General features: G+C 59.5%; 21 protein-coding genes. 5 read left to right on the plus strand and 16 right to left on the minus strand.

The genetic code is table 11. The annotated features are described in order from the left end of the window. Position 1: 1 nt before the first annotated feature. The gene (prlC, locus tag FA92_RS16790) at positions 2-2044 is read right to left on the minus strand and encodes an oligopeptidase A (RefSeq protein ID WP_013359389.1); all 2043 of its coding nucleotides are present in this window, start codon (positions 2042-2044) and stop codon (positions 2-4) included. Positions 2045-2450: 406 nt separating this feature from the next. On the opposite strand from prlC, the gene FA92_RS16795 reads away from it, so the two are divergent. Further along, positions 2451-3293 carry a 23S rRNA (adenine(2030)-N(6))-methyltransferase RlmJ gene (locus FA92_RS16795; RefSeq protein WP_033784230.1) on the plus strand — a complete coding sequence of 281 codons (843 nt, stop codon included), beginning with the start codon at positions 2451-2453 and terminating at the stop codon, positions 3291-3293. A gap of 6 nt (positions 3294-3299) precedes the next feature. Continuing rightward, positions 3300-4118 (plus strand): CPBP family intramembrane glutamic endopeptidase, encoded by an 819-nt coding sequence (locus FA92_RS16800; RefSeq protein ID WP_033784231.1) that lies wholly within the window; start codon positions 3300-3302, stop codon positions 4116-4118. Here FA92_RS16800 and rnz read toward each other — a convergent pair. Next, positions 4115-5026 carry a ribonuclease Z gene (gene rnz, locus FA92_RS16805; RefSeq protein ID WP_033784232.1) on the minus strand — a complete coding sequence of 304 codons (912 nt, stop codon included), beginning with the start codon at positions 5024-5026 and terminating at the stop codon, positions 4115-4117. The two genes, FA92_RS16800 and rnz, sit on opposite strands and share 4 nt — an antisense overlap. A gap of 128 nt (positions 5027-5154) precedes the next feature. On the opposite strand from rnz, the gene gorA reads away from it, so the two are divergent. Next, positions 5155-6507 (plus strand): glutathione-disulfide reductase, encoded by a 1353-nt coding sequence (gene gorA / locus FA92_RS16810; RefSeq protein WP_033784233.1) that lies wholly within the window; start codon positions 5155-5157, stop codon positions 6505-6507. Positions 6508-6617: 110 nt separating this feature from the next. Here gorA and FA92_RS16815 read toward each other — a convergent pair whose 3' ends face one another. From FA92_RS16815 to FA92_RS16830, 4 genes are all read right to left on the minus strand, one after another. Then, complete coding sequence (locus FA92_RS16815; protein ID WP_013359394.1) at positions 6618-7514, minus strand: alpha/beta hydrolase; 897 nt, start codon at positions 7512-7514, stop codon at positions 6618-6620. Positions 7515-7682: 168 nt separating this feature from the next. After that, positions 7683-8027, minus strand: coding sequence for a hypothetical protein (locus FA92_RS16820; RefSeq protein WP_033784234.1), 345 nt, complete (start codon positions 8025-8027; stop codon positions 7683-7685). A gap of 22 nt (positions 8028-8049) precedes the next feature. Further along, on the minus strand, positions 8050-9396 hold the full coding sequence (locus FA92_RS16825) for a cation:proton antiporter (protein WP_033784235.1): 1347 nt from the start codon (positions 9394-9396) through the stop codon (positions 8050-8052). 61 nt (positions 9397-9457) lie between these two features. After that, a complete protein-coding gene (locus FA92_RS16830; RefSeq protein ID WP_033784236.1) occupies positions 9458-10660 on the minus strand; it encodes an MFS transporter in 1203 nt (400 codons plus the stop codon). 93 nt (positions 10661-10753) lie between these two features. Between FA92_RS16830 and FA92_RS16835 the strand changes: the two genes are divergently transcribed. Then, a complete protein-coding gene (locus FA92_RS16835) occupies positions 10754-11722 on the plus strand; it encodes a LysR family transcriptional regulator (RefSeq protein ID WP_033784237.1) in 969 nt (322 codons plus the stop codon). Positions 11723-11759: 37 nt separating this feature from the next. Here FA92_RS16835 and FA92_RS16840 read toward each other — a convergent pair whose 3' ends face one another. From FA92_RS16840 to FA92_RS16880, 9 genes are all read right to left on the minus strand, one after another. Continuing rightward, positions 11760-12257 (minus strand): TIGR00645 family protein, encoded by a 498-nt coding sequence (locus FA92_RS16840; protein WP_003852093.1) that lies wholly within the window; start codon positions 12255-12257, stop codon positions 11760-11762. Positions 12258-12311: 54 nt separating this feature from the next. Then, entirely contained in the window at positions 12312-14987 is a 2676-nt protein-coding gene (gene kdpD, locus FA92_RS16845) for a two-component system sensor histidine kinase KdpD (RefSeq protein ID WP_033784238.1), read from the minus strand. 16 nt (positions 14988-15003) lie between these two features. Beyond that, a complete protein-coding gene (gene kdpC, locus FA92_RS16850; RefSeq protein WP_033784239.1) occupies positions 15004-15570 on the minus strand; it encodes a potassium-transporting ATPase subunit KdpC in 567 nt (188 codons plus the stop codon). Between the two features lie 10 nt (positions 15571-15580). Continuing rightward, entirely contained in the window at positions 15581-17629 is a 2049-nt protein-coding gene (kdpB, locus tag FA92_RS16855; protein WP_033784240.1) for a potassium-transporting ATPase subunit KdpB, read from the minus strand. Next, positions 17626-19314 (minus strand): potassium-transporting ATPase subunit KdpA, encoded by a 1689-nt coding sequence (gene kdpA, locus FA92_RS16860; protein ID WP_033784241.1) that lies wholly within the window; start codon positions 19312-19314, stop codon positions 17626-17628. The genes kdpB and kdpA overlap by 4 nt, the downstream gene beginning before the upstream one ends. Next, positions 19314-19403 carry a K(+)-transporting ATPase subunit F gene (gene kdpF, locus FA92_RS16865; protein ID WP_010253443.1) on the minus strand — a complete coding sequence of 30 codons (90 nt, stop codon included), beginning with the start codon at positions 19401-19403 and terminating at the stop codon, positions 19314-19316. Before kdpF ends, kdpA begins: the two co-directional genes overlap by 1 nt. A 108-nt stretch (positions 19404-19511) precedes the next feature. Continuing rightward, positions 19512-20678, minus strand: a complete 1167-nt coding sequence (locus tag FA92_RS16870; protein WP_033784242.1) for an HD-GYP domain-containing protein — start codon at positions 20676-20678, stop codon at positions 19512-19514. Between the two features lie 157 nt (positions 20679-20835). After that, on the minus strand, positions 20836-21792 hold the full coding sequence (locus FA92_RS16875; protein WP_033784243.1) for a 2-hydroxyacid dehydrogenase: 957 nt from the start codon (positions 21790-21792) through the stop codon (positions 20836-20838). Next, complete coding sequence (locus FA92_RS16880) at positions 21773-23164, minus strand: MFS transporter (protein ID WP_033784244.1); 1392 nt, start codon at positions 23162-23164, stop codon at positions 21773-21775. The genes FA92_RS16875 and FA92_RS16880 overlap by 20 nt, the downstream gene beginning before the upstream one ends. 420 nt (positions 23165-23584) lie before the next feature. On the opposite strand from FA92_RS16880, the gene FA92_RS16885 reads away from it, so the two are divergent. Next, complete coding sequence (locus FA92_RS16885; protein WP_033784245.1) at positions 23585-24502, plus strand: sugar ABC transporter substrate-binding protein; 918 nt, start codon at positions 23585-23587, stop codon at positions 24500-24502. A gap of 35 nt (positions 24503-24537) precedes the next feature. Here the strand turns inward: FA92_RS16885 and FA92_RS16890 are convergent, their stop codons facing one another. After that, positions 24538-25038, minus strand: a complete 501-nt coding sequence (locus tag FA92_RS16890) for a GNAT family N-acetyltransferase (protein ID WP_033784246.1) — start codon at positions 25036-25038, stop codon at positions 24538-24540. Positions 25039-25101 lie beyond the last annotated feature (63 nt).

Genomic DNA, 25101 nt, shown 5'->3' on the forward strand with positions numbered 1-25101 from the left:
CTTATCCCTGAATGCCGTAATGTTCCAGCATCGCATCGAGCTGTGGCTCACGGCCACGGAAGCGTTTGAACAGCTCCATCGGCTCTTCAGAACCGCCACGCGTCAGGATGTTATCCAGGAACGACTGACCAGTTTCACGGTTAAAGATGCCCTCTTCCTCGAAGCGGGAGTAAGCATCCGCCGCCAGCACGTCCGCCCACAGATAGCTGTAGTAACCTGCTGCATAGCCACCGGCAAAGATGTGGCTGAAGGCGTGCGGGAAACGGCCCCATTCCGGACTCGGAACGACTGCTACGCGGCTTTTCACTTCGCGCAGGGTTTCCAGAATCTGTGCGCCTTTCTCCGGATTAAACTCGGTATGCAGACGGAAATCGAACAGGCCGAACTCCAGCTGACGCAGGATAAACAGCGCGGCCTGATAGTTTTTCGCCGCCAGCATTTTATCCAGCAGTTCTTTCGGCAGCGGTTCGCCGGTCTCAAAGTGACCGGAGATAAAGGCCAGCGCATCCGGCTCCCAGCACCAGTTTTCCATGAACTGGCTTGGCAGTTCGACCGCATCCCATGGCACACCGCTGATACCGGAAACGCCAGGCGCTTCGATGCGGGTCAGCATGTGGTGCAGGCCGTGACCAAACTCATGGAACAGGGTAATCACTTCGTCATGGGTGAACAGCGCAGGTTTGCCTTTCACCGGACGGTTAAAGTTACAGGTCAGGTAAGCAACGGGCTTCTGCAGGCTGCCATCGGCTTTACGCATCTGGCCCACGCAGTCATCCATCCAGGCACCGCCACGTTTGTGCTCGCGGGCGTAGAGGTCGAGATAGAAGCTGCCGCGCAGTTCACCGGTTTCATCGAACAAATCGAAGAACTTCACGTCAGGATGATAAACCTCAACGTCGGTACGCTGCTTCGCAGTGATACCGTAAATGCGTTTCACCACTTCGAACAGACCGGCGACCGCGCGCTCTTCCGGGAAGTAAGGACGCAGTTGCTCATCGCTGATGGTGTAGAGATGCTGCTTCTGCTTTTCACCATAATAAGTGAGATCCCATGGATTCAGTTGCTCAACGCCATGCTCTTTCTGCGCGAAGGCGCGCAGCTGCTCCAGCTCTTTTTCACCCTGCGGACGGGCGCGTTCAGCCAGGTCATTCAGGAAGTCGATCACCTGAGACGGGCTTTGCGCCATTTTGGTCGCCAGCGATTTATCCGCGTAGGAGTCGAAGCCCAGCAGCTGAGCCAGCTCGTGACGCAGCGCCAGCTCTTCCGCCATGATAGGACCGTTGTCCCATTTACCGGCGTTCGGACCCTGATCGGAAGCACGCGTCGCATAGGCGCGATACATCTCTTCGCGCAGCGCCGCGTTATCGCAGTAGGTCATGACCGGCAGATAGCTTGGAATATCCAGCGTCAGCAGCCAGCCTTCCTGCTCTTTGGCTTCAGCCTGAGCTTTCGCCGCCGCCAGCGCGCTTTCCGGCATACCGGCCAGCTCGCTTTCATCGGTGATCAGCTTGCTCCAGCCCATGGTCGCATCGAGCACGTTGTTGCTGTAAGCCGAACCCAGCTCAGAGAGGCGCGCGGCGATTTCGCCATAGCGCTGCTGTTTATCCTTTGGCAGGCCGATTCCAGAGAGTTCGAAATCACGCAGGGCGTTATCGACCGCTTTCTTCTGCGCCAGATCCAGTGCCGCGTATTGATCGCCCTCTTTGAGGTTGCGATACGCCTGATACAGCCCTTCATGCTGACCGACCCAGGTGCTGTATTCAGAGAGCAGCGGCAGCGTCTGCTCATAGGCTTCACGCAGCTCCGGGCTGTTTTTTACCGAATTAAGATGGCTGACCGGGGAGAAAATACGGCTCAGGCGATCGTCGGTTTCCGCCAGCGGCTGAACCAGGTTATCCCAGGTGTACGGCGCACCCTGCGCCACCACTTTTTCGACTTCTGCGCGGCATTGGCTCAGCACTTCCGTCACGGCAGGAACAACATGTTCAGGCTGGATAGCAGAAAAAGGGGGGAGCGTAAAAGATGTCAGTAGCGGATTGGTCATAGCGCAGTCCTTTATCGATGTATGGGGCGCAGCGGGTCGCGCAACGCAATCTAAGTAACATGCGGCTTAGTGTAGTGAAAATCAATGGGGGTCAGGATGAGGTGGGGAAGAAACGCGCGAATGCCTACCCGAAAGCCCGCTGCTTTTAAACTATGGCTGCGATTGCGATGAGCGCGTCGGGCAGCTTTCCGTACCTGCATGCCTGCAACAGGATGCCGCGCCCTGTAATCCCGATTTGTTATCACGCTTCTGGCCCATCGCCAGGCCATCCCTGATATAATCGCGGATTCTCATGCTTTTCCTGCGTCGGTTGCTGTGCGTCGTTCTGTAGGTAATACGTGAGGTAATAATTGGTATAAATTGATTTTCCATCAATTAAAACCTTATACATTCAACAGGATAAACAATGCTGAGTTATCGCCATAGCTTCCATGCGGGCAACCACGCCGACGTGCTGAAGCACACTGTTCTGAGCCTGATCATCACGGCGCTGAAAGAGAAAGAGAAACCGTTTTTCTACCTGGATACCCATGCGGGCGCAGGCCGCTACCAGCTGAGCGGCGAGCACGCCGAGCGTACCGGTGAATATCTGGAAGGCATCGCGCGTATCTGGCAACAGCCCGATGCACCGGAACTGCTGCAACCCTATTTTGACGCCATCGGTGCGCTGAATCGTGGCCCTTCTCTGCGCTACTATCCGGGTTCACCGCTGATTGCCCGTCATCTGCTGCGTGAAGATGACCGGCTGCAACTCACCGAGCTGCACTCCAGCGACTATCCCCTGCTGCGCAACGAGTTCAGCAAAGACAACCGCGCGCGCGTCGACCGTGCCGACGGTTATCAGCAGTTAAAATCGAAACTGCCACCGCCGTCGCGTCGCGGTCTGGTGCTGATCGACCCGCCTTATGAGATGAAAAGCGACTACCAGGCAGTGGTGAAAGGCATTCAGGAAGGTCATAAACGGTTTGGCACCGGCATCTTTGCGCTGTGGTATCCGGTGGTGTTACGTCAGCAGATCAAACACATGCTGCGCGACCTGGAAGCAACCGGCATCCGCAATATCCTGCAGATCGAACTGGCTGCCCGTCCGGACAGCGATCAGCGCGGCATGACCGCCTCCGGCATGATCGTGATTAACCCGCCGTGGAAGCTGGCCGATCAGATGAATACCCTGCTGCCATGGCTGCACAAAAAACTGGTTCCGGCCGGTACCGGTCACTTCGTGGTGAACCAGATCGTTCCTGAATAACCGATTATGTGGATTCTGCTGGCAGGCGCGCTGGGCGCGCTGCAACCCGCCCGGCGGCTGGCGCTACTGCTGTTAGCGCTCGCTGCGCTGCTGGGGTTTTATCACGACGTCCTGACATGGCCAGTGCTGCCGCTGCTGGCCGGGATCGCGGCACTGGTCGCGCTGCGCCGCTTTGACCCAATCCGTTCCCGGCAGCACATTCTGAGTGAAGCGCTGCTGGTGCTGATTTCGCTGGGATTGTTCCTCCATCTTTTTCCCGGCTTTCACAATCCCCTCGTCGTCGATGAGGTTAAGGTGGGCGTACAGAGCCTGCCGTTCAGTTTCTCCTTCAACTTCGATAAAGCGCTGATCCCCTTTGTGCTACTGGCCTGCCTGCCGACGCTGTTCCGCGCCCGGGCCTGTCCACCACGTTATCCGTGGATCGCTGCGCTGGCATTAATCGCCGCCGTGCCGCTGCTGCTGGGTAGCGCCGTGCTGCTGGGCGGTCTGGCCGTGGAGCCTCATTTTCCGCCCTGGCTGCCCGCGTTTATGCTGGCGAATCTGTTCTTTGTCTCGCTGGCCGAAGAGGCGCTGTTCCGGGGCTATCTGCAACAGCGGCTGAGCGAGAAGCTGGGTGGGTTGCCCGCGCTGCTGATTAGCACGCTGCTGTTCGGGCTGGCGCATGCAACCGGCGGCGTACTGCTGGTAGTTTTCGCGACGCTGGCCGGGCTGCTTTATGGTCTGGCGTGGCACTGGAGCGGCCGCTTATGGCTGGCAGCCGCCCTGCACTTCGCGCTTAACCTCACTCATCTGCTGCTGTTTACTTATCCGGCGCTGCATCACTAAACCGTAAACACCGCCAGGTCCGAGGCCAGCTCGGTGCGGGGGAAAATGGTCTGGCACTCCGCCAGCAGGCGGCTCATGTCCTTTGCCAGATAGCGGGAGCTGAAATGGGTGGCGATCATCCGCTTTGCCCCGGCGCGCTTTGCCACCTCCGCCGCCTGCAGGGTTGTGGAGTGCCCGCGCCCGTTGGCTTTCTCCACCATCGCCGCCTCCAGCGTGGTTTCATGCACCATCAGGTCAACCTCCGCCGCCAGCTGCAGCGCAACCTCCGTGGGAGCCGTATCGCCAAAGATGGCCAGCTTTTTACCGGGTGTCGCCGGGCCAAGGTAGTCAGCGCCGTTAATTACCCGCCCATCTTCCAGCGTCACACATTCCCCCTGCTTCAGCTGCTGGAACCACGGGCCGCGGGGCACGCCTTCGGCTTTCAGCCGCTCGGCATCCAGCAGGCCGGGTTTGTCATGCTGTTCAATGCGATAGCCAAAACACTCCACCGGATGGCTCAGCGGCCAGGCACTGATACGAAACTCACCGTCATCCAGCGTCCAGCCCGCCTCAATTTCAACAATGTTCAGCGGGTAGTCGGTGTAGGAACCGCTGATCGACAGCGCCGTCTCAACAAAGTTCTTCAATCCTCTGGGGCCATAAACCGTCATCGGTGAGGTCAGTCCGGCCATCGACCGGCTGGTGAGTAAGCCCGGCAAGCCGAAGATATGATCGCCATGCAGATGGGTGATAAAAATCTTATCCAGCTTTCCCGGTTTCAGGCTGGAGCGCATAAACTGTAACTGCGTGCCCTCCCCGCAGTCGAACAGCCAGGTTTCACCACTCAGCGCGCGGGTAAAGGCAATGGAGGTCACGTTACGTTGCAGGCTGGGAGCACCGCCGCCGGTGCCAAGAAAAGTAAGGTGCATGGTATGCTTCCCTGTAAGCGAGTGAAAAAACAGAACCCTATTACAATCATAGGCGCAAACTTTGCGTCATTTCGACCCGCAGCGTTACACTCAACCCCAATTTTTTATGCAACCGGATGGATACTTCAATGACCCGACATTTCGACTATCTCGCCATTGGCGGCGGCAGCGGCGGCATCGCCTCGATTAATCGTGCGGCTATGTATGGCCAGAAATGCGCCCTGATTGAAGCAAAAGAGCTGGGTGGCACCTGCGTGAACGTGGGTTGCGTGCCGAAGAAAATCATGTGGCACGCCGCGCAAATCGCCGAAGCTATCCATCTTTATGGCCCGGATTATGGCTTCGACACCACCGTCAATCGCTTTGACTGGGCCACGCTGGTCAAAAACCGCAGCGCCTATATCGATCGCATCCACAGCTCTTATGACAACGTGCTGGGTAAAAACAAAGTTGAAGTGATCAAAGGCTTTGCCCGCTTTGTCGATGCGCACAGCGTTGAAGTGAACGGCGAGATTATTACGGCTAACCACATTCTGATCGCCACCGGCGGTCGTCCGGTTCACCCTTCTATTCCGGGTGCGGAGTACGGCATTGATTCCGACGGCTTCTTCGAGCTGGACGCACTGCCAAAACGTACCGCGGTTGTCGGCGCGGGCTACATCGCGGTTGAGCTGGCGGGCGTCGTGAACGCGCTGGGGTCAGAAACCCACCTGTTCGTGCGTAAACACGCGCCGCTGCGCAGTTTCGATCCGCTGCTCACCGAGACGCTGGTCGAAGTGATGAACACCGAAGGCCCGGCGCTGCATACCGAAGCCATTCCTAAGGCTGTGATCAAAAACAGCGATGGCAGCCTGACGCTGCAGCTGGAAAATGGCAGCGACTACACTGTGGATTGCCTGGTCTGGGCGATTGGCCGTGAGCCTGAAACGGACAATCTCAATATTCAGGCCGCAGGCGTGGCGCTGAACGAGAAAGGCTATATCAGCGTTGATAAATTCCAGAACACCAATGTCTCAGGCGTCTACGCCGTAGGCGACAACACCGGTGCGGTTGAGCTGACGCCGGTTGCGGTTGCCGCCGGACGTCGTCTCTCTGAACGTCTGTTTAACAACAAGCCGGACGAGCATCTGGATTACAGCAACGTGCCGACCGTGGTGTTCAGCCATCCGCCGATCGGCACCGTAGGACTGACCGAGCCGCAGGCGCGCGAACAGTATGGAGACGATCAGGTGAAGGTCTATAAATCGTCGTTTACCGCCATGTACACCGCGGTCACCCAGCATCGTCAGCCGTGCCGCATGAAGCTGGTGTGTGTGGGTGCCGATGAGAAGATCGTCGGCATTCACGGCATCGGATCCGGTATGGATGAGATGCTGCAGGGCTTCGCCGTGGCGCTGAAGATGGGCGCGACCAAGAAAGACTTCGATAACACCGTGGCGATCCACCCGACCGCAGCGGAAGAGTTTGTGACGATGCGTTAATCCGCACCGGGCTTCAGAAACAGAACAGGCGACCTTAAGGTCGCCTGTTTTATTATGCCGTATCCACTTCCGCTTTCTGACCGTGCAGTGCAGCACCGCGTCAGTGCAATTCAGCTTACGCGATCCAGCCAGCGGACATACGCCTGATCCCACAACGCTGCGGGCGTTCCCGCTTTGCCGAGGCCAAATCCGTGTCCGCCTTTGCTGATCTGAATCAGCTCAACCGGCACGCGGTTGCGGCGACAGGTGTCGCGCATCAGCTCGGTGTTAAACGGATTGGAGGTGTGATCGTCCTCGGCCTGCGCCAGAAACGTCGGCGGATATTGCCGGGTCACGTAGTTCTGCACTGACCAGTTCGCCTCATCCTGCGGCGTGGCATTTTTGCCGACCATCATCAGATGCGTATTGGTGTGCTGATAAGGGGCTTCCAGGGTGATGACCGGATAGATCAGGCCCACGCTGTCGACTTTCGGCACCACTTCATCCAGCGGATCGATGGCCGGATAAGATTCAAAGTCTGGCCGCGCCGCCGCCAGCCCAAGCAGATGTCCACCCGCCGAGAAGCCGAGCACATGCACCTTGCGTTCGAAAGATCGCACCAGCCGGATGGCGCGTTGCGCATCCTGCAGTGGCGCCAGCCGACCCGCCTGCCACTTCTCATGCGGCAACCGGTAGCTGAGCACATAGGCAGTATAGCCACTGGCATTCAGCCAGCGCGCTACCGGCCAGGCTTCACGCGCCATGCCGATCCAGCGATACCCGCCGCCTGCGGCGATTAATACCGCTTCGCCATTCGGATTTTCTGGTTTAAACCGCTGAATCGCCGGGCTGACGATATTTGACCAGGATCCACTGCTGTTAATATGCAACTGGCCGGATGGGCCGCCGCCGCCGGGCGGATCGTCCGGCCAGAGGGGAATAATGTCATCGCGGGCAAATAATTTGCCGGTGGTCATGGAGAGCCCGAGCGCTCCCGTGCCGAGAATAAAGCGTCGACGCGTAATCATAATGCCTGTTGTGTGATGCCAGAGTAATGAGCAAGCCGTTGCGGCAGGCTACAGAAGAAGTAACAGATGCAAGTCTGGTGCCATGGGTGGCGATTATGTACGCAATAGCCCCAGGAAAGCCATAAAAAAACGCGCCGGGCAGGCGCGTTTTTATTTCATTCCGTATGGTTAATCTTCCTGCTGGAACTGCGCCATCACGGCCTGTTCACACTGCTGTTCGTTGACGCGCAGTTTGGCCCGCTCATCATCGCCAAGTTGCAGCCAGGCACTGGCCACTTCACGCGCGGACTCTTCATCAAATTCCGGCTGATTCATCGCCGACGGTGACTGGCCGCCCGCCACGGTCGATTTCATCTGCTCGACGTAATGATCTGCAGTGGCGACCTTTTTCTCGCCGCTGACAATGTGGCACAACTGACTGGCGTAAACATTCTGCTCAGTATCAGCGTCGTCCGCTGCCAGCGCGCTGCCGGAGGCAAGGAGGCTTAGCAGCACTATCTGAGTGACTTTCATTTTTAACTCCTGTTCGTTCAGGTTAAACCTTGCGCTGAAGGGCTTCGAGGCGCTTCTGACGCCAGTTCAGCAGCGGCGTCACGGTGGTGCCGTGAACCACCACGCTGCAGACCACCAGCGTTAACGCTATATTCGTCATGATTTCCATCTGCGGGCCTTGCATGCCGTGCGTCCAGGCATAGGCGATGTAGTTCAGGCTGCCAATTCCCCGGATGCCCAGCCAGCCAATCAGCAAGCGCTGCCCGAGCGGCAGTCCGGCGCGCAGCGTCACCAGCCAGACGGCCATCGGTCGTACTACGGCAAACAGTACCAGCCCAATCAGCACGCCATAGATGTTCCAGTGCTGCGCCAGTGTGACGCCCAGTACGACCATCATGCCAGCCGCCAGTAAACGTTCAATAGTATCGCCAAAAGAGAGCGCGTCGCCTACTACAAACCCAATCGACTTCACCATATTATTGCCGCCCTGATGCGCCAGGCGTTTGTTAGGATTCACCAGCGCCTCAGAGGGCAATACGCGCTCGTCGTCAGAGAGGTCTTCCGGCTGATGACGATGGAATACGCCCAGCTCGGCACGGCGTAACCCCAGTCCGGCGGCGAAGGCGGCCAGGAAGCCGGAGGCACCCACGTATTCCACCAGCGAATAACTGAGGGCTATCAGCGCCAGCGCCAGGAAATCATTGGGCGCAACGTCGCCATTCGCATTGCGCAGTCGGGTCGCCAGCATGCCGATTAACTGCCCCAGAACAAAGCCAATGATCAGACCGCCGCCAATCGCCCAGAGCACCTCGACCGCGCCCCAGTGCGCCAGCATCGCGCCACTCAGGCTCTCGCCATTAAACAGCAGCAGCGCCAGCATCAGCAGGGGTAATGCGGAGCCATCGTTCATGCCCGCTTCACTGGAGATCGCCACCCGCAGCGAGTCATCATCCTGCGCATCGTTGACCGAGATTAAGCTCGCCAGCACCGGATCGGTCGGCGCGACAATCGCCCCAAACGCCAGCGCAATCGGCCAGTCTAATCCTACCAGGAAGTGTGCCAGCAGGGTCATCGCGGCAACGGTAAGCAGCATGGCGGGAAACGCCAGCTTCAGCCCGGTGTGCCAGCAGTTGTTCTGCAGCGGCTGACGCAGCTTGAGACCGGTGATAAACAGCGAGGCCGCCATGGTGATTTCGGTGATATGGGCCACGGCTTCGGAATGGGTGACGATATCGAGGTGGATAACATCAAATCCCCACGGGCCGCACAGCATGCCCGCGATCAGGAACAGACCAAATGAGGTGACTGGCCCCCGGTGAATCCAACCGGAAGCCAGCGACATCAGCAGCAGAAGGCCGCCCGTCGCTGCTGTCCAGGCTAAAAAGTTCATAACACTCCAAAATATTTCGGGTTTATGAATAAGCCTGGCACATTTTTTGACGGGCGAGGCGTCAGTTTTTCAGATGACGACTGGCGAAGCGGACCGCGAGAGCCGCGGCACCGGCTAAAGTGGCGAGCGCAACGACGCCATTCCAGCCCCAGTGAGCCAGCGCCAGACTGCCCAGCGCCGCACCGGTCGCCATACCGATAAACACCACAGTAAACAGCAATGCATTCAGGCGACTGCGTGCTTCCGGTGCCAGGCCATAGACCAGCGTCTGATGCGCCACCAGCGTGGCCTGCACCCCTAAATCAAAGCCGATAGTACAGACCACAATCAGCGCCAGCTGTGCGGGCATGGGCAGCAGTGGCAGCAGAAACATCAGCGCAAAAGAGATCGTCACCAGCGCGGCACCGGCCTGCGTGACGCGTGCCGGGCCGATGCGGTCAGCAAAACTGCCCGCCAGCGGTGCTGCCATAGCGCCTGCTGCCCCGGCTAAACCAAACGCCCCCGCCACCGCACTGTCGAGATGAAAGCGGTCGCTGAGCATTAACGCCAGCGTCGACCAGAAGGCGCTGAAGGCTATAGAGAGCAGACCCTGAGCCAGCGCGGCGCGGCGCAGCGTCTGATGGTGACGCCACAGATGCACCAGTGACAGCAACAGGCGCGGATAGCTCACTGAGGTGCCCGGCGCGAAGCGTGGCAGCACCCGCCACAGCGTCAGCGTAATCAGCAGCACCGCCAGTGCGGCGATCATGTACATGGTGCGCCAGCCGAAATATTCCGCCACCACCCCGCTGACTACCCGCGACAGGAGGATGCCGACCAGCAGTCCGGTCATCACCGTGCCGACCGTTTTACCCCGGCTGCGTTCCGGGGCCAGCGTCGCCGACGCGGGCACAATATCCTGCGCCACGGTGGCGGTCAGGCCGGTAATAAAACTGGCAACCAGTAGCGCGCTGAGTCCGCCGGAAAAGCCACACAGCAGCAGCGCCGCGACCAGCAGTAAGCCTTTGATAAAGATAATGGTGCGGCGGTCGTGACGATCCCCCAGCGGGGCCAGCAGCAGAATACCCAGCGCATAGCCCGCCTGAGTCAGCATCGGCACCATGCCAACTGCGCCGATGCCTGCATTAAACTGCTTACTGATGATATCCAGCATCGGCTGGCTGTAGTAAATCGATGCAACGCTGAGCCCGGCTCCGGCCGCCAGGGTAAACACCAGCGGCGTAGAGAGCGATTCATTTTGCGTCTGAGTCTGTATGGCTGACATGCTGTAATCCTCATCATTTCGTGCAACCATTAAAGCGCATTGTGGTTATACGCGGTAGACTGATACCAGACAAAACCGTTATGCGTGGCGCGTATGAACAATCCCAACAGCAGCGATCGCATCGACCTGATGCAGACATTTATCCGTATCGTTGAGAGCGGCAGCCTGTCCGCAGCAGCAGCCCAGCTTGGCACGACACAGCCCACCGTCAGCCGCCGATTGCAGACCCTGGAGCAGCGGCTGGGCCTCAAGCTAATCCTGCGCACCACCCATGCGCTGAAACTCACCGATGATGGCGAACGCTGCTACGCCCAGGCGCGGCAGTTGCTGGCGACCTGGCATGCGCTGGAAGATGAGCTGACCGGTGCCAGCGATGACCCGGTCGGTACGCTGCGGGTTCGTGCGCCGCACGCCTTTGGTCAGGATCAGCTGATCGCGCCGCTGGTGGACTATCTGCACCGCTATCCCCGCCTCAATATCGAGTGGATGCTGAATGACCGCACGCCCGACTTCATGGCGGAGAACGTGGACTGCGCCATTCAGGTCGGTGCGCCCACCGATCCTTCGGTGGTGGCGATACTGCTGGCCGAAGTGCCGCGCATTGTGGTGGCAGCCCCGCAACTGCTGGCGCAGCATCCGCCGATAGAACGTGTGGAACAGCTGCGCGATCTGCCGTGGCTGGCGCTGACCAGCTTTTACCGTAATGAAGTGGCGTTGCAGAAGATTGACGACGGTCAGCCGGTGAACCTGGCGATTACGCCCCGGCTGAGCAGCGACAGCTTATATGCGGTGCGCAAAGCGGCGCTGGCCGGAATGGGCGCGGCGATTGTCTCCTCGTGGGCGGTGCAGGACGATTTAGCGGACGGCAGTCTGGTTCAGCTGATGCCCGCCTGGCAGGCCCCACCGCTGCCGGTATGGCTGACCTATCCCTGGGCGAGTTACTACCCGGCCAGGCTGCAACACTTTTTTGCCATGATCAAAGAGGTGATGCCACAGCTGGCGGGCACGCGCCCGGCGTCGCAGCCGGCAGGTCGTTCAGGGGAAGCAGAGCGGAAGGGATAAAGCAGGCGCCCGCGTCAGCGGGTCGCCAGGTGATAAATTACTTTTTATCGTAGCGCGACATTTTGTCCAGCCAGCCCATCACAAAGGCCGAGAGCACAAAGGTCAGGTGGATAATCACGTACCACATCAGCTTGTCGTTTTCGACGTTGCGCGCTTCCATAAACACCCGCAGCAGGTGAATCGAGGAGATGGCCACGATAGAAGCCGCGACTTTGTTTTTCAGTGAGCCGGAGTCCATCTTGCCCAGCCAGCTCAGCTTCTCTTTGTCTTCGTCGATATCAAGCTTGGAGATGAAGTTCTCATAACCCGACAGCATTACCATCACCAGCAGGCCGCCCACCAGCGTCATATCCACCAGCGACAGCAGCAGCAGGATCAGATCGTTTTCCGCAATGCTGAAAATGTTGGGCAGCAGGTGGAAAATTTCCTGGAAAAATTTAATGGTCAGCGCCAGCAATCCCAGCGAAAGTCCAATGTAAACCGGAGCCAGCAACCAGCGCGATGCATACATCAGGTTTTCGGTAAAACGTTCCATACAATCCCACGAATAATCAAACAGGTCCGGAAGTATAACCGATCCACTGTGAAGTTATTTCAGCCCTTCGTCAGAAATTTCAGGGACCGGCGGCAGCGGCAGTGAGAGACGAAAGGCTGCGCCGCCTTCGGGTCTATTCTCTGCCCAGATCCGGCCGCCGTGGCTCTCGATAATGGTTTTACAGATTGCCAGTCCCAGCCCGACGCCCGGCACCGCCGACTCTTTATCACCGCGCCAGAATTTATCGAATATCCGGGTTAAATCGTCTTCCGCAATGCCCGGTCCGCTGTCCCAGACCGCAATCTCCAGCCGTGTCGCAGCACGCCAGGCGCGGATGCCACGCGGCGCGCTGTTACCGGCATACTTCAGGCTGTTCTCAATCAGGTTGGTGAAGACGCGTTCCAGCAGCGTGCTGTCGCCTTTAATCAGCACAATGTCATCCGGCAGATCGAGCTGAACCTCATGCCCTTTCAGCGACGGTGCCATGCTGCTCAGCGCGCCGCCAATCACCTCTTCCAACGCCAGCCACTCTTCACGCAGGTTGAGGCCGCCCGACTGAATGCGCGCCATATCCAGCATGTTGCTCACCAGCCGGATGGTGCTCAGCGTCTGCTCGCGGATCTGGCTGGCCTGCGGCACATATTTTGAGTTGTCGCTGGCCAGGTCGAGCATCAGCATTTCCGCCTGACCAAACAGCACCGTTAACGGCGTGCGCAGGTCGTGCGACAGCGCCGACAGCAGCGCATTGCGCAGCTGTTCACGCTCGGCCGAGAGCCGGGAGGCCGCCTCGCTGTGCGACAGTGCCATCCGCTCCAGCGCATTGGCAATCAGTACCGTAAAGGTTTCTACCAGCCGCTGCTGTTCGGGGATCATCAGCTGACGCAGGTTCTGCGGCTCCACCACCAGCAGACCCCGGCAGTGCGCGCCGCTTTTCAGCGGCAGGATCTGATAAGGCACCGCCGGTAAGGTATCGGTGCCCGCGCCCGCAGGCTGGCCTTTGCTGTAACTCCATTTCGCGATGGCGCGATCCGGTTCGCTGGCCGGTAACGCCTCGCCCACCGGTTGCAGCTCACCCTGCTCATCCGGCAGCAACAGCAGGCAGCGCGCCTGCAAAGTGGCGTCGAGCACCCGCTGGCTGGTGGCGGCGATATCCTGCGGCGTCAGCGCGCTGCCCAGCGATTTTGCCATCTCGTAGAGCTGCCGCGCCCGCTGCTCGCGGTAGCGCGCCACCCGCGCCTGATAACGCACGCCTGCCGTAAGGTTGCCGACAATGACGCCCACCGCCAGCATTACGCCAAAGGTCACCAGATATTGCAGGTCGGAGACCGCCACCGTGCCGGTGGGGGCCACAAAAAAGAGGTCGAAGGCGACGATATTCATCACCGTGGCGATCACCGACGGCCAGCGGCCATAGCGCAGCGCCACGATCACCACCGCCAGCAGGTAGATCATCACACAGTTGGCAGGGTCGAAATTGATCAGTACCGACTGTCCGGCTGCGGTGACGACGATGCAGAGCACCAGCGCCATCATCACGCCGCGCAGCTGAATGCGCCATTTTTCACTGGTCACGCGGCCATCCGGCAGCGGATGCGGCGCATCCTTCAGCGGCTCATCCAGTGCGACAACCAGCAGGTCGAGATCGGGGCCGAGCTGGCCCAGACGTTCGGCAAAACTGTCACGCCGCCAGCGTCGCAGCGGGCGACGACCGGTGACGATTTTGCCCAGGTTGTGCTCGCGGGCGTAGCCCAGCACCGCTTCCGCTTCATCCGGTTCCGACAGCGTGGCCGTTTCCGCACCCAGCTCCTGCGCCAGCTGTAAGGTGCGCAGAATCGCCCGTCGCCGCGCTTCGGGCAGCCGGTTAAGCCGGGGTGTTTCGACATAGACCGCGTGCCATTCACTGCCGAGCCGTGCCGCCAGCCGGGCAGCGGTACGCACCAGCTTTTCACTGCCACTGTCGTCACCAATGCAGAGCAGAATGGCGTCGCGGGTGTGCCAGACGCGATCCCGTCCCTGCTGATCGCGCCAGGCGCGCATCTGGTCGTCCACCCGATCGGCAGTGCGACGCAGGGCCAGTTCACGCAGGGCGAACAGGTTACCTTTGCGGAAAAAGTTTTCGATGGCGCGTTCCGCGCGGTCGCCAATGTAGACTTTGCCCTCTTTCAGCCGCTGCCGCAGATCGTCGGGCGGCAGATCGACCAGCACCACTTCATCAGCGCTGTCGAAAAAGGGATCGGGCACGGTTTCGCGCACCTGAATGCCGGTAACCCCGCCGACCACATCGTTGAGGCTCTCAAGATGCTGCACGTTCACAGTGGTCAGCACGTCGATGCCCGCTTCCAGCAGCTCTTCGATATCCTGCCAGCGCTTGGGATGGCGCGAGCCCTGCACGTTGGTGTGCGCCAGCTCATCCATCAGAATCACGGCCGGATGGCGGGCCAGCGCAGCATCAAGATCAAACTCCGCATGACGCGAGCGACCGGTTGCGCGCCGCGGCAGCAGGGTTAAGCCTGTCAGCAGCTGCGCGGTTTCCGGCCGTTCGTGGGTTTCTACCACGCCAATCAGCACATCCAGACCCTGCGCACGCAGCCGCTGTGCCTCCTGCAGCATGGCGTAGGTTTTGCCCACGCCCGCACAGGCACCAAAGTAAATCTTCAGCTGCCCGCGATGACTTTCGCGGTTAGCCTGCAGCAGCGCGTCGGGATCGGGACGCTGGGGTTCGTGGTTCATCGCTTCCTTAACACCATTACCGTTCGTTGAGGGCCATGTTCAGCTGCAGCACGTTGAGAGTCGGCGTGCCGAGGAAGGGCATCAGCGGACGATGCGTCATCTTTTCAATCAGCGCCTCGACCTGCGCGACCGGCACGTTGCGGCTGGCAGCGACACGCGGAGCCTGCCACAGGGCAGCCTGGGCCGAAATATCCGGGTCCAGCCCGCTGGCGGAAGCCGTCACCAGCTCAACCGGCACCGCGCCCGGTGCCTGCGGATTGGCGGCACGCAGTGCAGCGACGCGGTCGGCGACCGCTTTATCCAGCGCCGGGTTGCTGGCGGCCAGATTACTGCCTCCCGAGGCCAGCGGGTTATAGGCTTTATCACTGGTGGCTGAAGGACGGCCCCAGAAATAGCCGGGCTGGGTAAAGTTCTGCCCAATCAGCGCGGATCCGTGCGCCACGCCATCTTCTTCCAGCAGCGAGCCATTGGCCTGGGCCGGAAACAGCCACTGCGCCAGCCCGGTGGTGAGGAAAGGATAAACCACGCCGGTAACAAGCGTAAGCAGCAACAACAGTAAAATTGCCGGACGTAACTGACTCATTTTTTTCTCCTCAGGCCATGCCTGAAAGCACTAACAGCAGATCGATCGCTTTGATGCCGACAAACGGCACCAGCAGGCCACCCAGACCGTAAATCAGCAGGTTGCGGCGCAGCAGCGCAGCGGCACTCAGCGGGCGGTAGCTGACGCCTTTCAGGGCCAGCGGGATCAGGAAGATAATCACCAGGGCGTTAAAGATCACCGCCGACAGAATCGCGCTGGCGGGCGAGTGCAGCTGCATCACGTTGAGCATGTTAAGCTGCGGATAGGTCGCCGCAAACGCCGCCGGAATAATGGCGAAATATTTCGCCACGTCGTTGGCGATACTGAAAGTGGTCAGGGAACCGCGCGTCATCAGCATCTGTTTACCGATGTGCACCACTTCCAGCAGCTTGGTCGGGTTCGAGTCGAGATCGACCATGTTGCCCGCCTCTTTCGCCGCCTGTGTACCGGAGTTCATCGCCACCGCCACATCCGCCTGCGCCAGGGCAGGTGCATCGTTGGTGCCGTCGCCGGTCATCGCCACTAACCGTCCTTCTGCCTGATACTGGCGGATCAGCGCCAGCTTGGCTTCCGGGGTCGCCTCTGACAGGAAGTCATCCACGCCCGCTTCCGCCGCAATGGCCGCGGCGGTCAGCGGGTTATCGCCGGTGATCATCACTGTTTTAATGCCCATTTTGCGCAGTTCGGCAAAGCGCTCTTTGATGCCGCCTTTCACGATATCTTTCAGCGCCACCACGCCCAGCACGTTCGCGCCCTCGGACACCACCAGTGGCGTGCCGCCACTGCGTGCCACCTCTTCCACCTGCGCATTGACCTCGGCAGGGAAACGGCCATGGTTCGCTTCGATATGACGGCGGACCGCATCGACCGCGCCCTTGCGGATCAGCCGCTCCTGCACGTTTACGCCACTCATGCGGGTCTGGGCTGAGAACGGAATAAAGCTCGCGCCCATGCTGCTGAGATCGCGCTCACGCAGATTAAAGCGCTGCTTCGCCAGCACCACGATGCTGCGACCCTCTGGCGTTTCATCAGCCAGCGAGGCGAGCTGCGCGGCGTCGGCCAGCTGCTCTTCGCTGACGCCCGGCGCGGGCAGGAACTGGGTCGCCTGACGGTTACCCAGCGTGATGGTGCCGGTTTTGTCCAGCATCAGCACATCCACATCGCCTGCGGCTTCCACCGCACGTCCACTGGTCGCAATGACGTTCGCACCCAGCATCCGGCTCATTCCCGCCACACCAATCGCCGACAGCAGGCCGCCGATAGTGGTCGGGATCAGACAGACCAGCAGCGCCACCAGCACGGTGATGCTGACCGGCGTGCCGCCCCATGCCGAGAACGGCCAGAGTGTGACAGTCGCCAGCAGGAACACGATGGTCAGTGACACCAGCAGGATGGTCAGGGCGATCTCATTCGGGGTTTTACGGCGCTTCGCCCCTTCCACCATGGCGATCATCCGGTCAAGGAAGGTTTCGCCCGGGTTGGCGCTACAGGTGATCACCAGCCAGTCAGAGAGAATACGCGTACCGCCCGTCACAGAGGCGAAGTCACCGCCTGACTCACGGATGACCGGTGCAGATTCACCGGTAATCGCGCTCTCATCCACTGAGGCACCGCCCTCCATCACTTCACCGTCGCAGGGAATGATGTCACCCGCTTCGACCAGCACCGCGTCGCCTTTACGCAGCGCATCGGCGCTGACCTGCTGCCACTCCGCGCCATAGCGCGCCGCTGACAGTTTTTTAGCAAAGCTGGTCTTTTTGACCCCTTTCAGGCTGCTGGCCTGGGCCTTGCTGCGCCCTTCTGCCAGCGCCTCCGCCAGGTTGGCGAACAGCACGGTGAACCAGAGCCAGAGTGCAATCGCGCCGGTAAAGCTGGCGCTGCCGCTGATCCTGCCGAATAACATTGCCAGCGCCAGCAGCGTGGTCAGCACGCTGCCGAGCCAGACCACAAACATCACCGGATTACGGAACTGTACCCGCGGATCGAGCTTTTTCACCGCATCCCAGGCCGAGGTACGCAGCAGGGCTGCGTCAAATAACGCCTGTTGTTGACGACTCATGAGGATTGTCCCTGAACAAGTTGCAGATGCTCAGCCACCGGGCCCAGCGCCAGAGCAGGAATAAAGGTCAGTGCGCCCACCAGCAGCACCGTGCCGATGAGTAAGGCAATAAACAGCGGGCCGTGGGTGGGCAGCGTGCCGTTACCCACCGGCTGCACTTTTTTCACCGCCATCGCACCGGCAATCGCCATCACCGGAATGATGATGCCGAAGCGGCCCAGCAGCATGCAGACCGCCAGTAACAGGTTCCAGAACGGCGTGTTAGCACTCAGTCCGGCAAAGGCGCTGCCGTTGTTGTTAGCCGCCGAGGAAACGGCGTAGAGCACTTCGCTAAAGCCGTGAATGCCGGGGTTCGCCATTGCGCTGCGACCAGCGTCGGTCATCATCGCCAGCGCGGTGCCGATCAGCACCAGCGCCGGGGTGACCAGAATCGCCAGCGCGGTCATTTTCATCTCCCACACGTCGACTTTTTTACCCAGGAACTCCGGGGTACGGCCAATCATCAGCCCGGCGATAAATACCGCCAGCAGCACAAACAGCAGCATGCCGTAGAGACCGGCACCGACGCCGCCAAACACTACTTCGCCCAGCTGCATCAGCCACATCGGCACCATGCCGCCCAGTGCGGTAAAGGAGTCGTGCATGGCACTGACCGCACCGCAGGAGGCCGCGGTGGTAATGACCGCGAACAGGCTGCTGTTAAGAATGCCAAAGCGCGTCTCTTTGCCTTCCATGTTGACGGCGCTGTCGGCACCCAGCTGGAGGAAATGCGGGTTGCCCTGCAGTTCGGCCCACATCACGACGGCGACCGCCGCGACAAACATCAGCGTCATCGCCCACAGCAGCATGTGGCCCTGACGACGGTCACGCACGCTTTCGCCAAACGCAAAGCAGAGCGCGGCCGGGATCAGGAAGATGCTCAGCATCTGCACCAGGTTGGTCAGCACCGTCGGGTTTTCAAACGGATGGGCGGAGTTGGCGTTAAAGAAGCCGCCCCCATTGGTGCCCAGCATTTTAATCGCTTCCTGCGACGCCACCGGCCCCATCGACAGCGTCTGCTGTACGCCTTCCAGCGTGGTGAAGCTGTGGTAAGGCGCGAAGTTCTGAATGCTGCCCTGACTGACAAAGAACAGCGCCATCAGCAGGCTGATCGGCAGTAAGACGTAGAGCGTGATGCGTGTCAGGTCGCGCCAGGCGTTACCCAGGGATGCAGAGCTGCGATTAGCGAAACCCCGGATCAGCGCAAACGCCACGGCGATCCCGGTTGCGGCAGAGAGGAAGTTCTGCACCGTCAGGCCCACCATCTGGCTGAAATAGCTCAGGGTGCTTTCGCCGCTGTAGGACTGCCAGTTGGTGTTAGTGACGAAGCTCACAGCGGTGTTGAGCGCCAGATGCCAGCTCAGGCCAGGCAGCTGCTGCGGATTCAGCGGCAGCGAGCCCTGCAACAGCAGTATGGCCAGCAGCACCACGAAGCCCAGCGCGTTAAACAGCAGTATCGCCAGCAGGTAGTGCGGCCAGCGCATCTCCGATTGCTGCGCGCCCAGCAGTCGCCACAGCGGCGCTTCAAAACGGGCAAACACCGGTTTATCAGCCACTAACGCGGCCAGACCCCGGCCAAGCGGCTGTGCCAGCACCATCAGCAGCACCAGATAAAATGCGATGAGTAAAAAAGCATTGGCCGCCATCAGAAGGCCTCCGCATTTAACAGGGCATAGATCAGATAGCCCAGTAACAACACCACCAGCACAATGCCGGTTATTACGCCCACGCTCACAGGAACCTCCAGAGGATTGGATTTATGGCTTAGCTTGCGCGGAGACGTATAAAGAAGAGGTTAAAATGCAGCGGGCGGGCGTAAAAATAGTGTAAAAATGGCGAAAAATCAGGCGACTTCCAGCGCCCAGATGCGATTGAGATCGACGTTACCCCATAGCGTACTGTCCTCTGCGCCCACAATGCTGTCGGTGCAGAAACTGTCGCCGAGGTCGAGCTCCTCCGGTTTCACTTCACGCTGGGCGTGCAGCGACCAGAAGACGTGCACACAGGGACGCATCAGCGATTTTTCCCCCGCTTTCACCACCAGCGCCACCCGGCCGGAGGCCAGACGCACCAGCGATCCCACCGGATAGATGCCGATAGTTCGCACGAAGGTGTGCAGCAGGCCCGGATCGAAGTGGCCGCGCCAGCTCAGCATCTGGTGCATCGCCTCTGCCGGTGTCCAGCCGTTGCGATAGGAGCGGGTTGAGGTGACAGCATCGTAGACATCACACACCGCTGCCATCCGGGCGTAGAACGAAATCGCCTCGCCTTTCAGACGGTGCGGATAGCCGCTGCCATCATATTTTTCATGATGATGCAGGGCGATATCGAGCAGATCGTCATCGGCGTCGGCTTCAATCAGCATCTGCGTACCCACCACCGGATGCTCGCGCATCACCCTGAACTCCTCTTCCGTCAGCTTGCCTGCTTTGTTCAGGATCGCCAGCGGCACAGCGGCTTTGCCCACATCATGCAGTAAACCGCCCATGCCCACCCGACGCAGCTGCTGCTCATCCAGCCCGAGTTTTTTACCCAGCGCAATCATCAGCCCGCAGACCGCCATAGAGTGCAGATAGGTGTAGTCATCATGATTTTTCAGCCGTGCCACGCTGAGCATCGCTGAGGGTTCACGCGTGATCGAGCCGGCGATTTCATCCACCAGATCCATCATATAATCGAGCTTCAGGCCGTTGCCCAGCCGCGCTTCGTTGAACATCGCCAGTACTTTCGGTTTGCCCTGCTGAAAGATCAGCTGTGCCTGGTCCAGCTCCTGAAAAAACGGGGTGCGGCCAATGGTTCTTTTCGCGATCGAGGTGGAGATCGGCGCCTGCACGGAACGATCGAGGTCGATCCAGAGCTGGCGGATCCCTTCACTGCGTAACGTGGCGATTTGTCGTGGATCGGTGATCAGCATCTGATTATGAATGCGCTGGTCCTTTATCCACCAGACCTCCAGCTTGTGGATAAACATCCCTGGGCGCAGTTCATCAATGGTAATCAGCTTTATCACGCTATCACTCCTTACGATCAGCGGGTGGTAAGGTGATATCGGCAGCTGGACAAATATTCTTCAGGCTGTTTTGTGCGGAGGCGGCGTGCGGGCGAGTGGTCAGAGGAGAGGCCTCCTGCCTCACTCTCTGTCCATCATGGTTAAGTCGTTGTTGCCGTTAGACTACGCGGGTCAGCACCGGCTCTCCACGAGCAAACGCCAGCATGTTCTCAAACACCAGATCGGCCATCGCCGCCATGGTTTCGTGGGTGCTGCTGGCGATATGTGGCGTAATCACCACATTGTCGCGCTGACGCAATTCGTCAGGCACCTGCGGCTCCTGTTCAAAAACATCCAGTCCGGCACCGGCGATCTGCCCGGTTTCCAGCGCCGCCAACAGCGCCTGCTGATCCACCACGCTGCCGCGCGCGATGTTGATCAGATAACCCTGCGGACCCAGCGCCCGCAGCACATCTGCGTTAATGATATGCCGCGTTGCGGCCCCGCCCGGCAGCGTAAGCACCAGAAAATCGGCCTGCTGCGCCAGCGCTATCAGGCTCTCATGCCGGGTAAAGGGCACGTCGGGGCGTGAACGCGGGTTGTAATAGTGAATCTGCATATCAAACGCCTGTGCGCGCCTGGCTACCGCCTGGCCGATATTGCCCAGCCCGACGATACCGCACACCTTGCCGCCAATTTTACTGCTCAGCGGAAAGCGACCCTGCGTCCAGTGCCCGGCACGCGTGAAGCGATCGGCCTCACTGATGCGGCGCGCCACATCCAGCAGCAGCGCCATGCCCAGGTCGGCAACGCAATCATTCAGCACCTCGGGCGTGTTGGTGACGACAATGCCGCGTGACCGGGCGGCTTCCGTATCAATGCTGTCATACCCGACGCCGTTACTGCAGATCGCTTTGAGGTTGGGCAATGCCGCGATCAGTGCGGCGGGTGCGCCCATCACCGCGTTGCCGCTGGTGACCAGTATGTCGATGGCAGCACCCTGTTCAGCCAGAAAAGCCGCCTCATCGTCCGCCTCCCATAGCCGGAAGGCGGTGAACGCATTTTCGATATTCGCAATCAGCTCTGGTGGCAGAAATTTCCCTTTGATCAGCACCTTACATTGATTTAATGCCATCTTCTTTCTCCTGATGGTTATAGGCTGCCGGGCGATTGGTCTCTTCGCCGACGCGTTCAATCGGTCCCATCACCAGCAGGAACAGCAGCGCCGCGACCACGCAGTGTGCCGCCACAAATGCCAGCCCGATGCTGTAGCTGCCGGTCAGCCCGACGATGATGCCGAACAGCAGCGGCGTGGTGAAACCGGCAATATTGCCGATGCCGTTAAAAATGGACCCCGCCAGACCCACCGCCTCTTTGGGCGCGGTGTCGCTGATTACCGTCCAGGTGCCTGCGCCCGCCGCGATGCCTTTGCCGAAAAAGGCGAAGGACATAATAGCGATAATGCCGCCATTACCGGGAATGATCGCCGCCAGCACCAGGCTCGACGCCATCATCATGCCCACGATATAGGGGGTTTTACGCGCCCATGAGACGCTCCAGCCCCGGGCGATTAACTTATCTGACAGGTAACCGCCGCTGATCCCGCCGAGAAAACCAAACACCGCCGGGGCGATGGTGGCGAATCCCGCCTCCATAATGTTCATGCCGCGTGCCTGCACCAGATAGATCGGGAACCAGGTAATGAAGAAGTAGCTGAGCGCAATGATGCAGTACTGACCAAGATAGGCGCACCAGAGCATACGATTGGTAAACAGCTTTCTGAACATCGCTTTGCTGACCGGTGGCCGCGCTTTCAGCGTCTGCGCCGCGTCGATATCCACCAGCGCGCCGCCGTCAATGATGTGGCGCAGTTCGCTTTCCGACACGCCGGGGTGATTGCGCGGCTCGCGCATCCAGGCCGTCCAGACAAACACCGCCAGCAGGCCGATGCCGCCCAGCACAAAGAATGGCCACTCCCAGCCAAAGCGCGACACCAGCCAGCCTGACAGCGGCGAGAAAATGGCGACGGCAAAATATTGCGCCGAACTGAACAGTGATGACGCCCGTCCCCGCTCAGCGCCAGGGAACCACATAATCACCACGCGCGCATTGGCGGGAAAGCTGGGTGCCTCAATGAGTCCCAGCATAAAGCGCAGACCAAACATCAGCATCAGTGCGCCGGTCATACCGCTGGAGAATTCACCCACAAATCCCATCGCCAGTGTCGAGACCGACCAGAGCGCCAGCGTGATGCCATACACTTTTTTGGCCCCGAAGCGGTCAAGAAACAGTCCACCGGGGATCTGGCCGATAACGTAGGCCCAGCTGAAAGCAGAGAGGATCAGTCCCAGCTGGATTGCTGACAGGCCGAACTCCTCTTTGATCGCCGATCCGGAGATCGAGAGGATCGAACGGTCGGCGTAAGCCACGACTGACAAAAACAGGATCAGGCAGAGGATCCCGATGCGGACATGGGTGGTCCGTTGAGGCGTTGCATCTTTAGGCATGAGCTGAATTCCTTAAAAAGCGGCAGGTTGCGCCACGAGTTTTTTTTCAGGAATAACGCTGAGATTTCCCGCTTCTGGAAATATAGATAGGCCGCTAACCATCGGTCATTGTGCGGATGTAGAGATCGACGGGTCCGATTCAGCGATTTTCTGGCAACCGCCACAACCGCCCGTGCGGCGCTGCACAAAAGCGCAAAAAGCTGCTGCTCTCTGCCGCAGAGTGTGCACCCGATCGGGGTTTTAACCGGCCCGGGCAGCTATGACGCGACGAATTTGCAGCAAAGTGTGGCGACGCCAGCAAGAGTGAAACGGGCGGCTTGTCAAACCTGGCGGCAATTTCTAAGCTGCAGATGATCCTATTTATCCATTTTTATAATAAATGAAAAATCCATTCCATCCGGTTAACCTCGGGAGTCCGCAATGAAAACACGCGCATGGGCCTTACTCTGTCTGCTCTCTCTTTCCACGTCGGCGCTGGCAGAGAAGATTGGCGTTTCGATGGCTTATTTCGACCAGAACTTCCTGACTATTATTCGCCAGTCGATTGAGAAAGAGGCGAAAGCGCGTCAGCTGGATGCGCAGTTCGAAGATGCACGCGGCGACGTCGGCCGTCAGACCGATCAGGTACAGAGCTTTATCAGCGCCGGGGTGGATGCGATTATTGTCGATCCGGTCGACTCCGCCAGCACCCCAGCCCTGACGAAACTGGCGCAGCAGGCGCACATTCCGCTGGTCTACGTTAACCGCACGCCGGGCGATAAAACCCTGCCACCGGGCGTGGTGTTTGTCGGCTCTGACGAACGCGAGTCCGGCACGTTGCAGATGGAGGCGCTGGCGAAGCAGGCCGGTTACCGCGGCAATGTCGCCATCATGATCGGTAACCTCAGCGATGCGGGCGCACTGCAGCGCACCCGGGATGTGGAGCAGGTAGTGGCAAAGTATCCCGGAATGAAAGTGGTGCTCAAGCAGACTGCCAACTATGCGCGCAATGAGGGCATGGATTTAATGCTCAACTGGCTGTCGAACGGGGAAGCGATTGATATTGTCGCCGCTAACAACGACGAAATGGCGATTGGTGCAACCATGGCGATTGCTCAGGCGAAGCCGAAGAAAACCATTCTGGTCGGCGGCATTGATGCCACGCCGGATGGCCTGAAAGCGCTGGCGAGCGGCAGACTGGCGGTGACGGTGTTCCAGGATGCCGTGGGCCAGGGCAGGAAATCGGTTGAGGTGGCGCAGCAGATGATCAAAGGCCAGAAGGTCGACGCCCACCAATGGATCCCGTTTGAGCTGGTCACACAGCAGAACATGCAGCACTACAGCCCTAAAAATCCGTAACGCAACACGGCGCGGCAGCACTGCCGCGCCGGTTATCACTCCCCGTTCAGCAGCTTCGCCATCATCACCACATCGCGCAGCTGACCGTCACGCAGTGCGGCCTGGCGTTTCACCCCTTCCCGCTCAAAGCCCAGCCGCTCATAGAGCCGCAGCGCACGATCGTTGTCGTGAAACACTTCCAGCTCCATACGGGTAATGCCCAGCCAGTTGCGGGAATAGTCGAGCGCGGTGCGGATCAGGCGCTCACCAACACCGCGACCACCAAAATCGGGATGCACGCCCAGCCCAAAGCTGATGCAGTGGCGGGTACGCGGCTTGTTATCCACAAACAGCGTCAGTTCGCCGGCCAGTCCGCCGTCGATCTCGGCGACAAAGGCGATAAAGCCCTCGGCATCCATTCTGGCGATTTTTTTCTCCCAGGTGGCGACGCTGGGAAACGGCAGCTGCAGCGTCCAGGGATAGACGTCGGGATGACTGTAAAGCCGCTGATAAGCGGCAGCGTCCTGCGGTTCCCGTGCCCGAATGGTGATTTCCATATTTTCTCCTGTTAGCCGAATGGGGTTCATGCACTAAGCTGTAGCTCTTTACCGGACGGAAAG

The sequence above is a fragment of the Pantoea sp. 9140 genome (assembly GCF_000745295.1).
GTDB classification, from domain to species: Bacteria; Pseudomonadota; Gammaproteobacteria; order Enterobacterales; family Enterobacteriaceae; genus Pantoea; species Pantoea vagans.

Excerpts from the sequence above, each read along its gene's own strand:
- prlC (WP_013359389.1), bottom strand. The coding sequence starts at position 2,044 with ATGACCAATCCGCTACTGACATCTTTTACGCTCCCCCCTTTTTCTGCT.
- FA92_RS16795 (WP_033784230.1), top strand. The coding sequence starts at position 2,451 with ATGCTGAGTTATCGCCATAGCTTCCATGCGGGCAACCACGCCGACGTG.
- FA92_RS16800 (WP_033784231.1), top strand. The coding sequence starts at position 3,300 with ATGTGGATTCTGCTGGCAGGCGCGCTGGGCGCGCTGCAACCCGCCCGG.
- rnz (WP_033784232.1), bottom strand. The coding sequence starts at position 5,026 with ATGCACCTTACTTTTCTTGGCACCGGCGGCGGTGCTCCCAGCCTGCAA.
- gorA (WP_033784233.1), top strand. The coding sequence starts at position 5,155 with ATGACCCGACATTTCGACTATCTCGCCATTGGCGGCGGCAGCGGCGGC.
- FA92_RS16815 (WP_013359394.1), bottom strand. The coding sequence starts at position 7,514 with ATGATTACGCGTCGACGCTTTATTCTCGGCACGGGAGCGCTCGGGCTC.
- FA92_RS16820 (WP_033784234.1), bottom strand. The coding sequence starts at position 8,027 with ATGAAAGTCACTCAGATAGTGCTGCTAAGCCTCCTTGCCTCCGGCAGC.
- FA92_RS16825 (WP_033784235.1), bottom strand. The coding sequence starts at position 9,396 with ATGAACTTTTTAGCCTGGACAGCAGCGACGGGCGGCCTTCTGCTGCTG.
- FA92_RS16830 (WP_033784236.1), bottom strand. The coding sequence starts at position 10,660 with ATGTCAGCCATACAGACTCAGACGCAAAATGAATCGCTCTCTACGCCG.
- FA92_RS16835 (WP_033784237.1), top strand. The coding sequence starts at position 10,754 with ATGAACAATCCCAACAGCAGCGATCGCATCGACCTGATGCAGACATTT.
- FA92_RS16840 (WP_003852093.1), bottom strand. The coding sequence starts at position 12,257 with ATGGAACGTTTTACCGAAAACCTGATGTATGCATCGCGCTGGTTGCTG.
- kdpD (WP_033784238.1), bottom strand. The coding sequence starts at position 14,987 with ATGAACCACGAACCCCAGCGTCCCGATCCCGACGCGCTGCTGCAGGCT.
- kdpC (WP_033784239.1), bottom strand. The coding sequence starts at position 15,570 with ATGAGTCAGTTACGTCCGGCAATTTTACTGTTGTTGCTGCTTACGCTT.
- kdpB (WP_033784240.1), bottom strand. The coding sequence starts at position 17,629 with ATGAGTCGTCAACAACAGGCGTTATTTGACGCAGCCCTGCTGCGTACC.
- kdpA (WP_033784241.1), bottom strand. The coding sequence starts at position 19,314 with ATGGCGGCCAATGCTTTTTTACTCATCGCATTTTATCTGGTGCTGCTG.
- FA92_RS16875 (WP_033784243.1), bottom strand. The coding sequence starts at position 21,792 with ATGGCATTAAATCAATGTAAGGTGCTGATCAAAGGGAAATTTCTGCCA.
- FA92_RS16880 (WP_033784244.1), bottom strand. The coding sequence starts at position 23,164 with ATGCCTAAAGATGCAACGCCTCAACGGACCACCCATGTCCGCATCGGG.
- FA92_RS16885 (WP_033784245.1), top strand. The coding sequence starts at position 23,585 with ATGAAAACACGCGCATGGGCCTTACTCTGTCTGCTCTCTCTTTCCACG.
- FA92_RS16890 (WP_033784246.1), bottom strand. The coding sequence starts at position 25,038 with ATGGAAATCACCATTCGGGCACGGGAACCGCAGGACGCTGCCGCTTAT.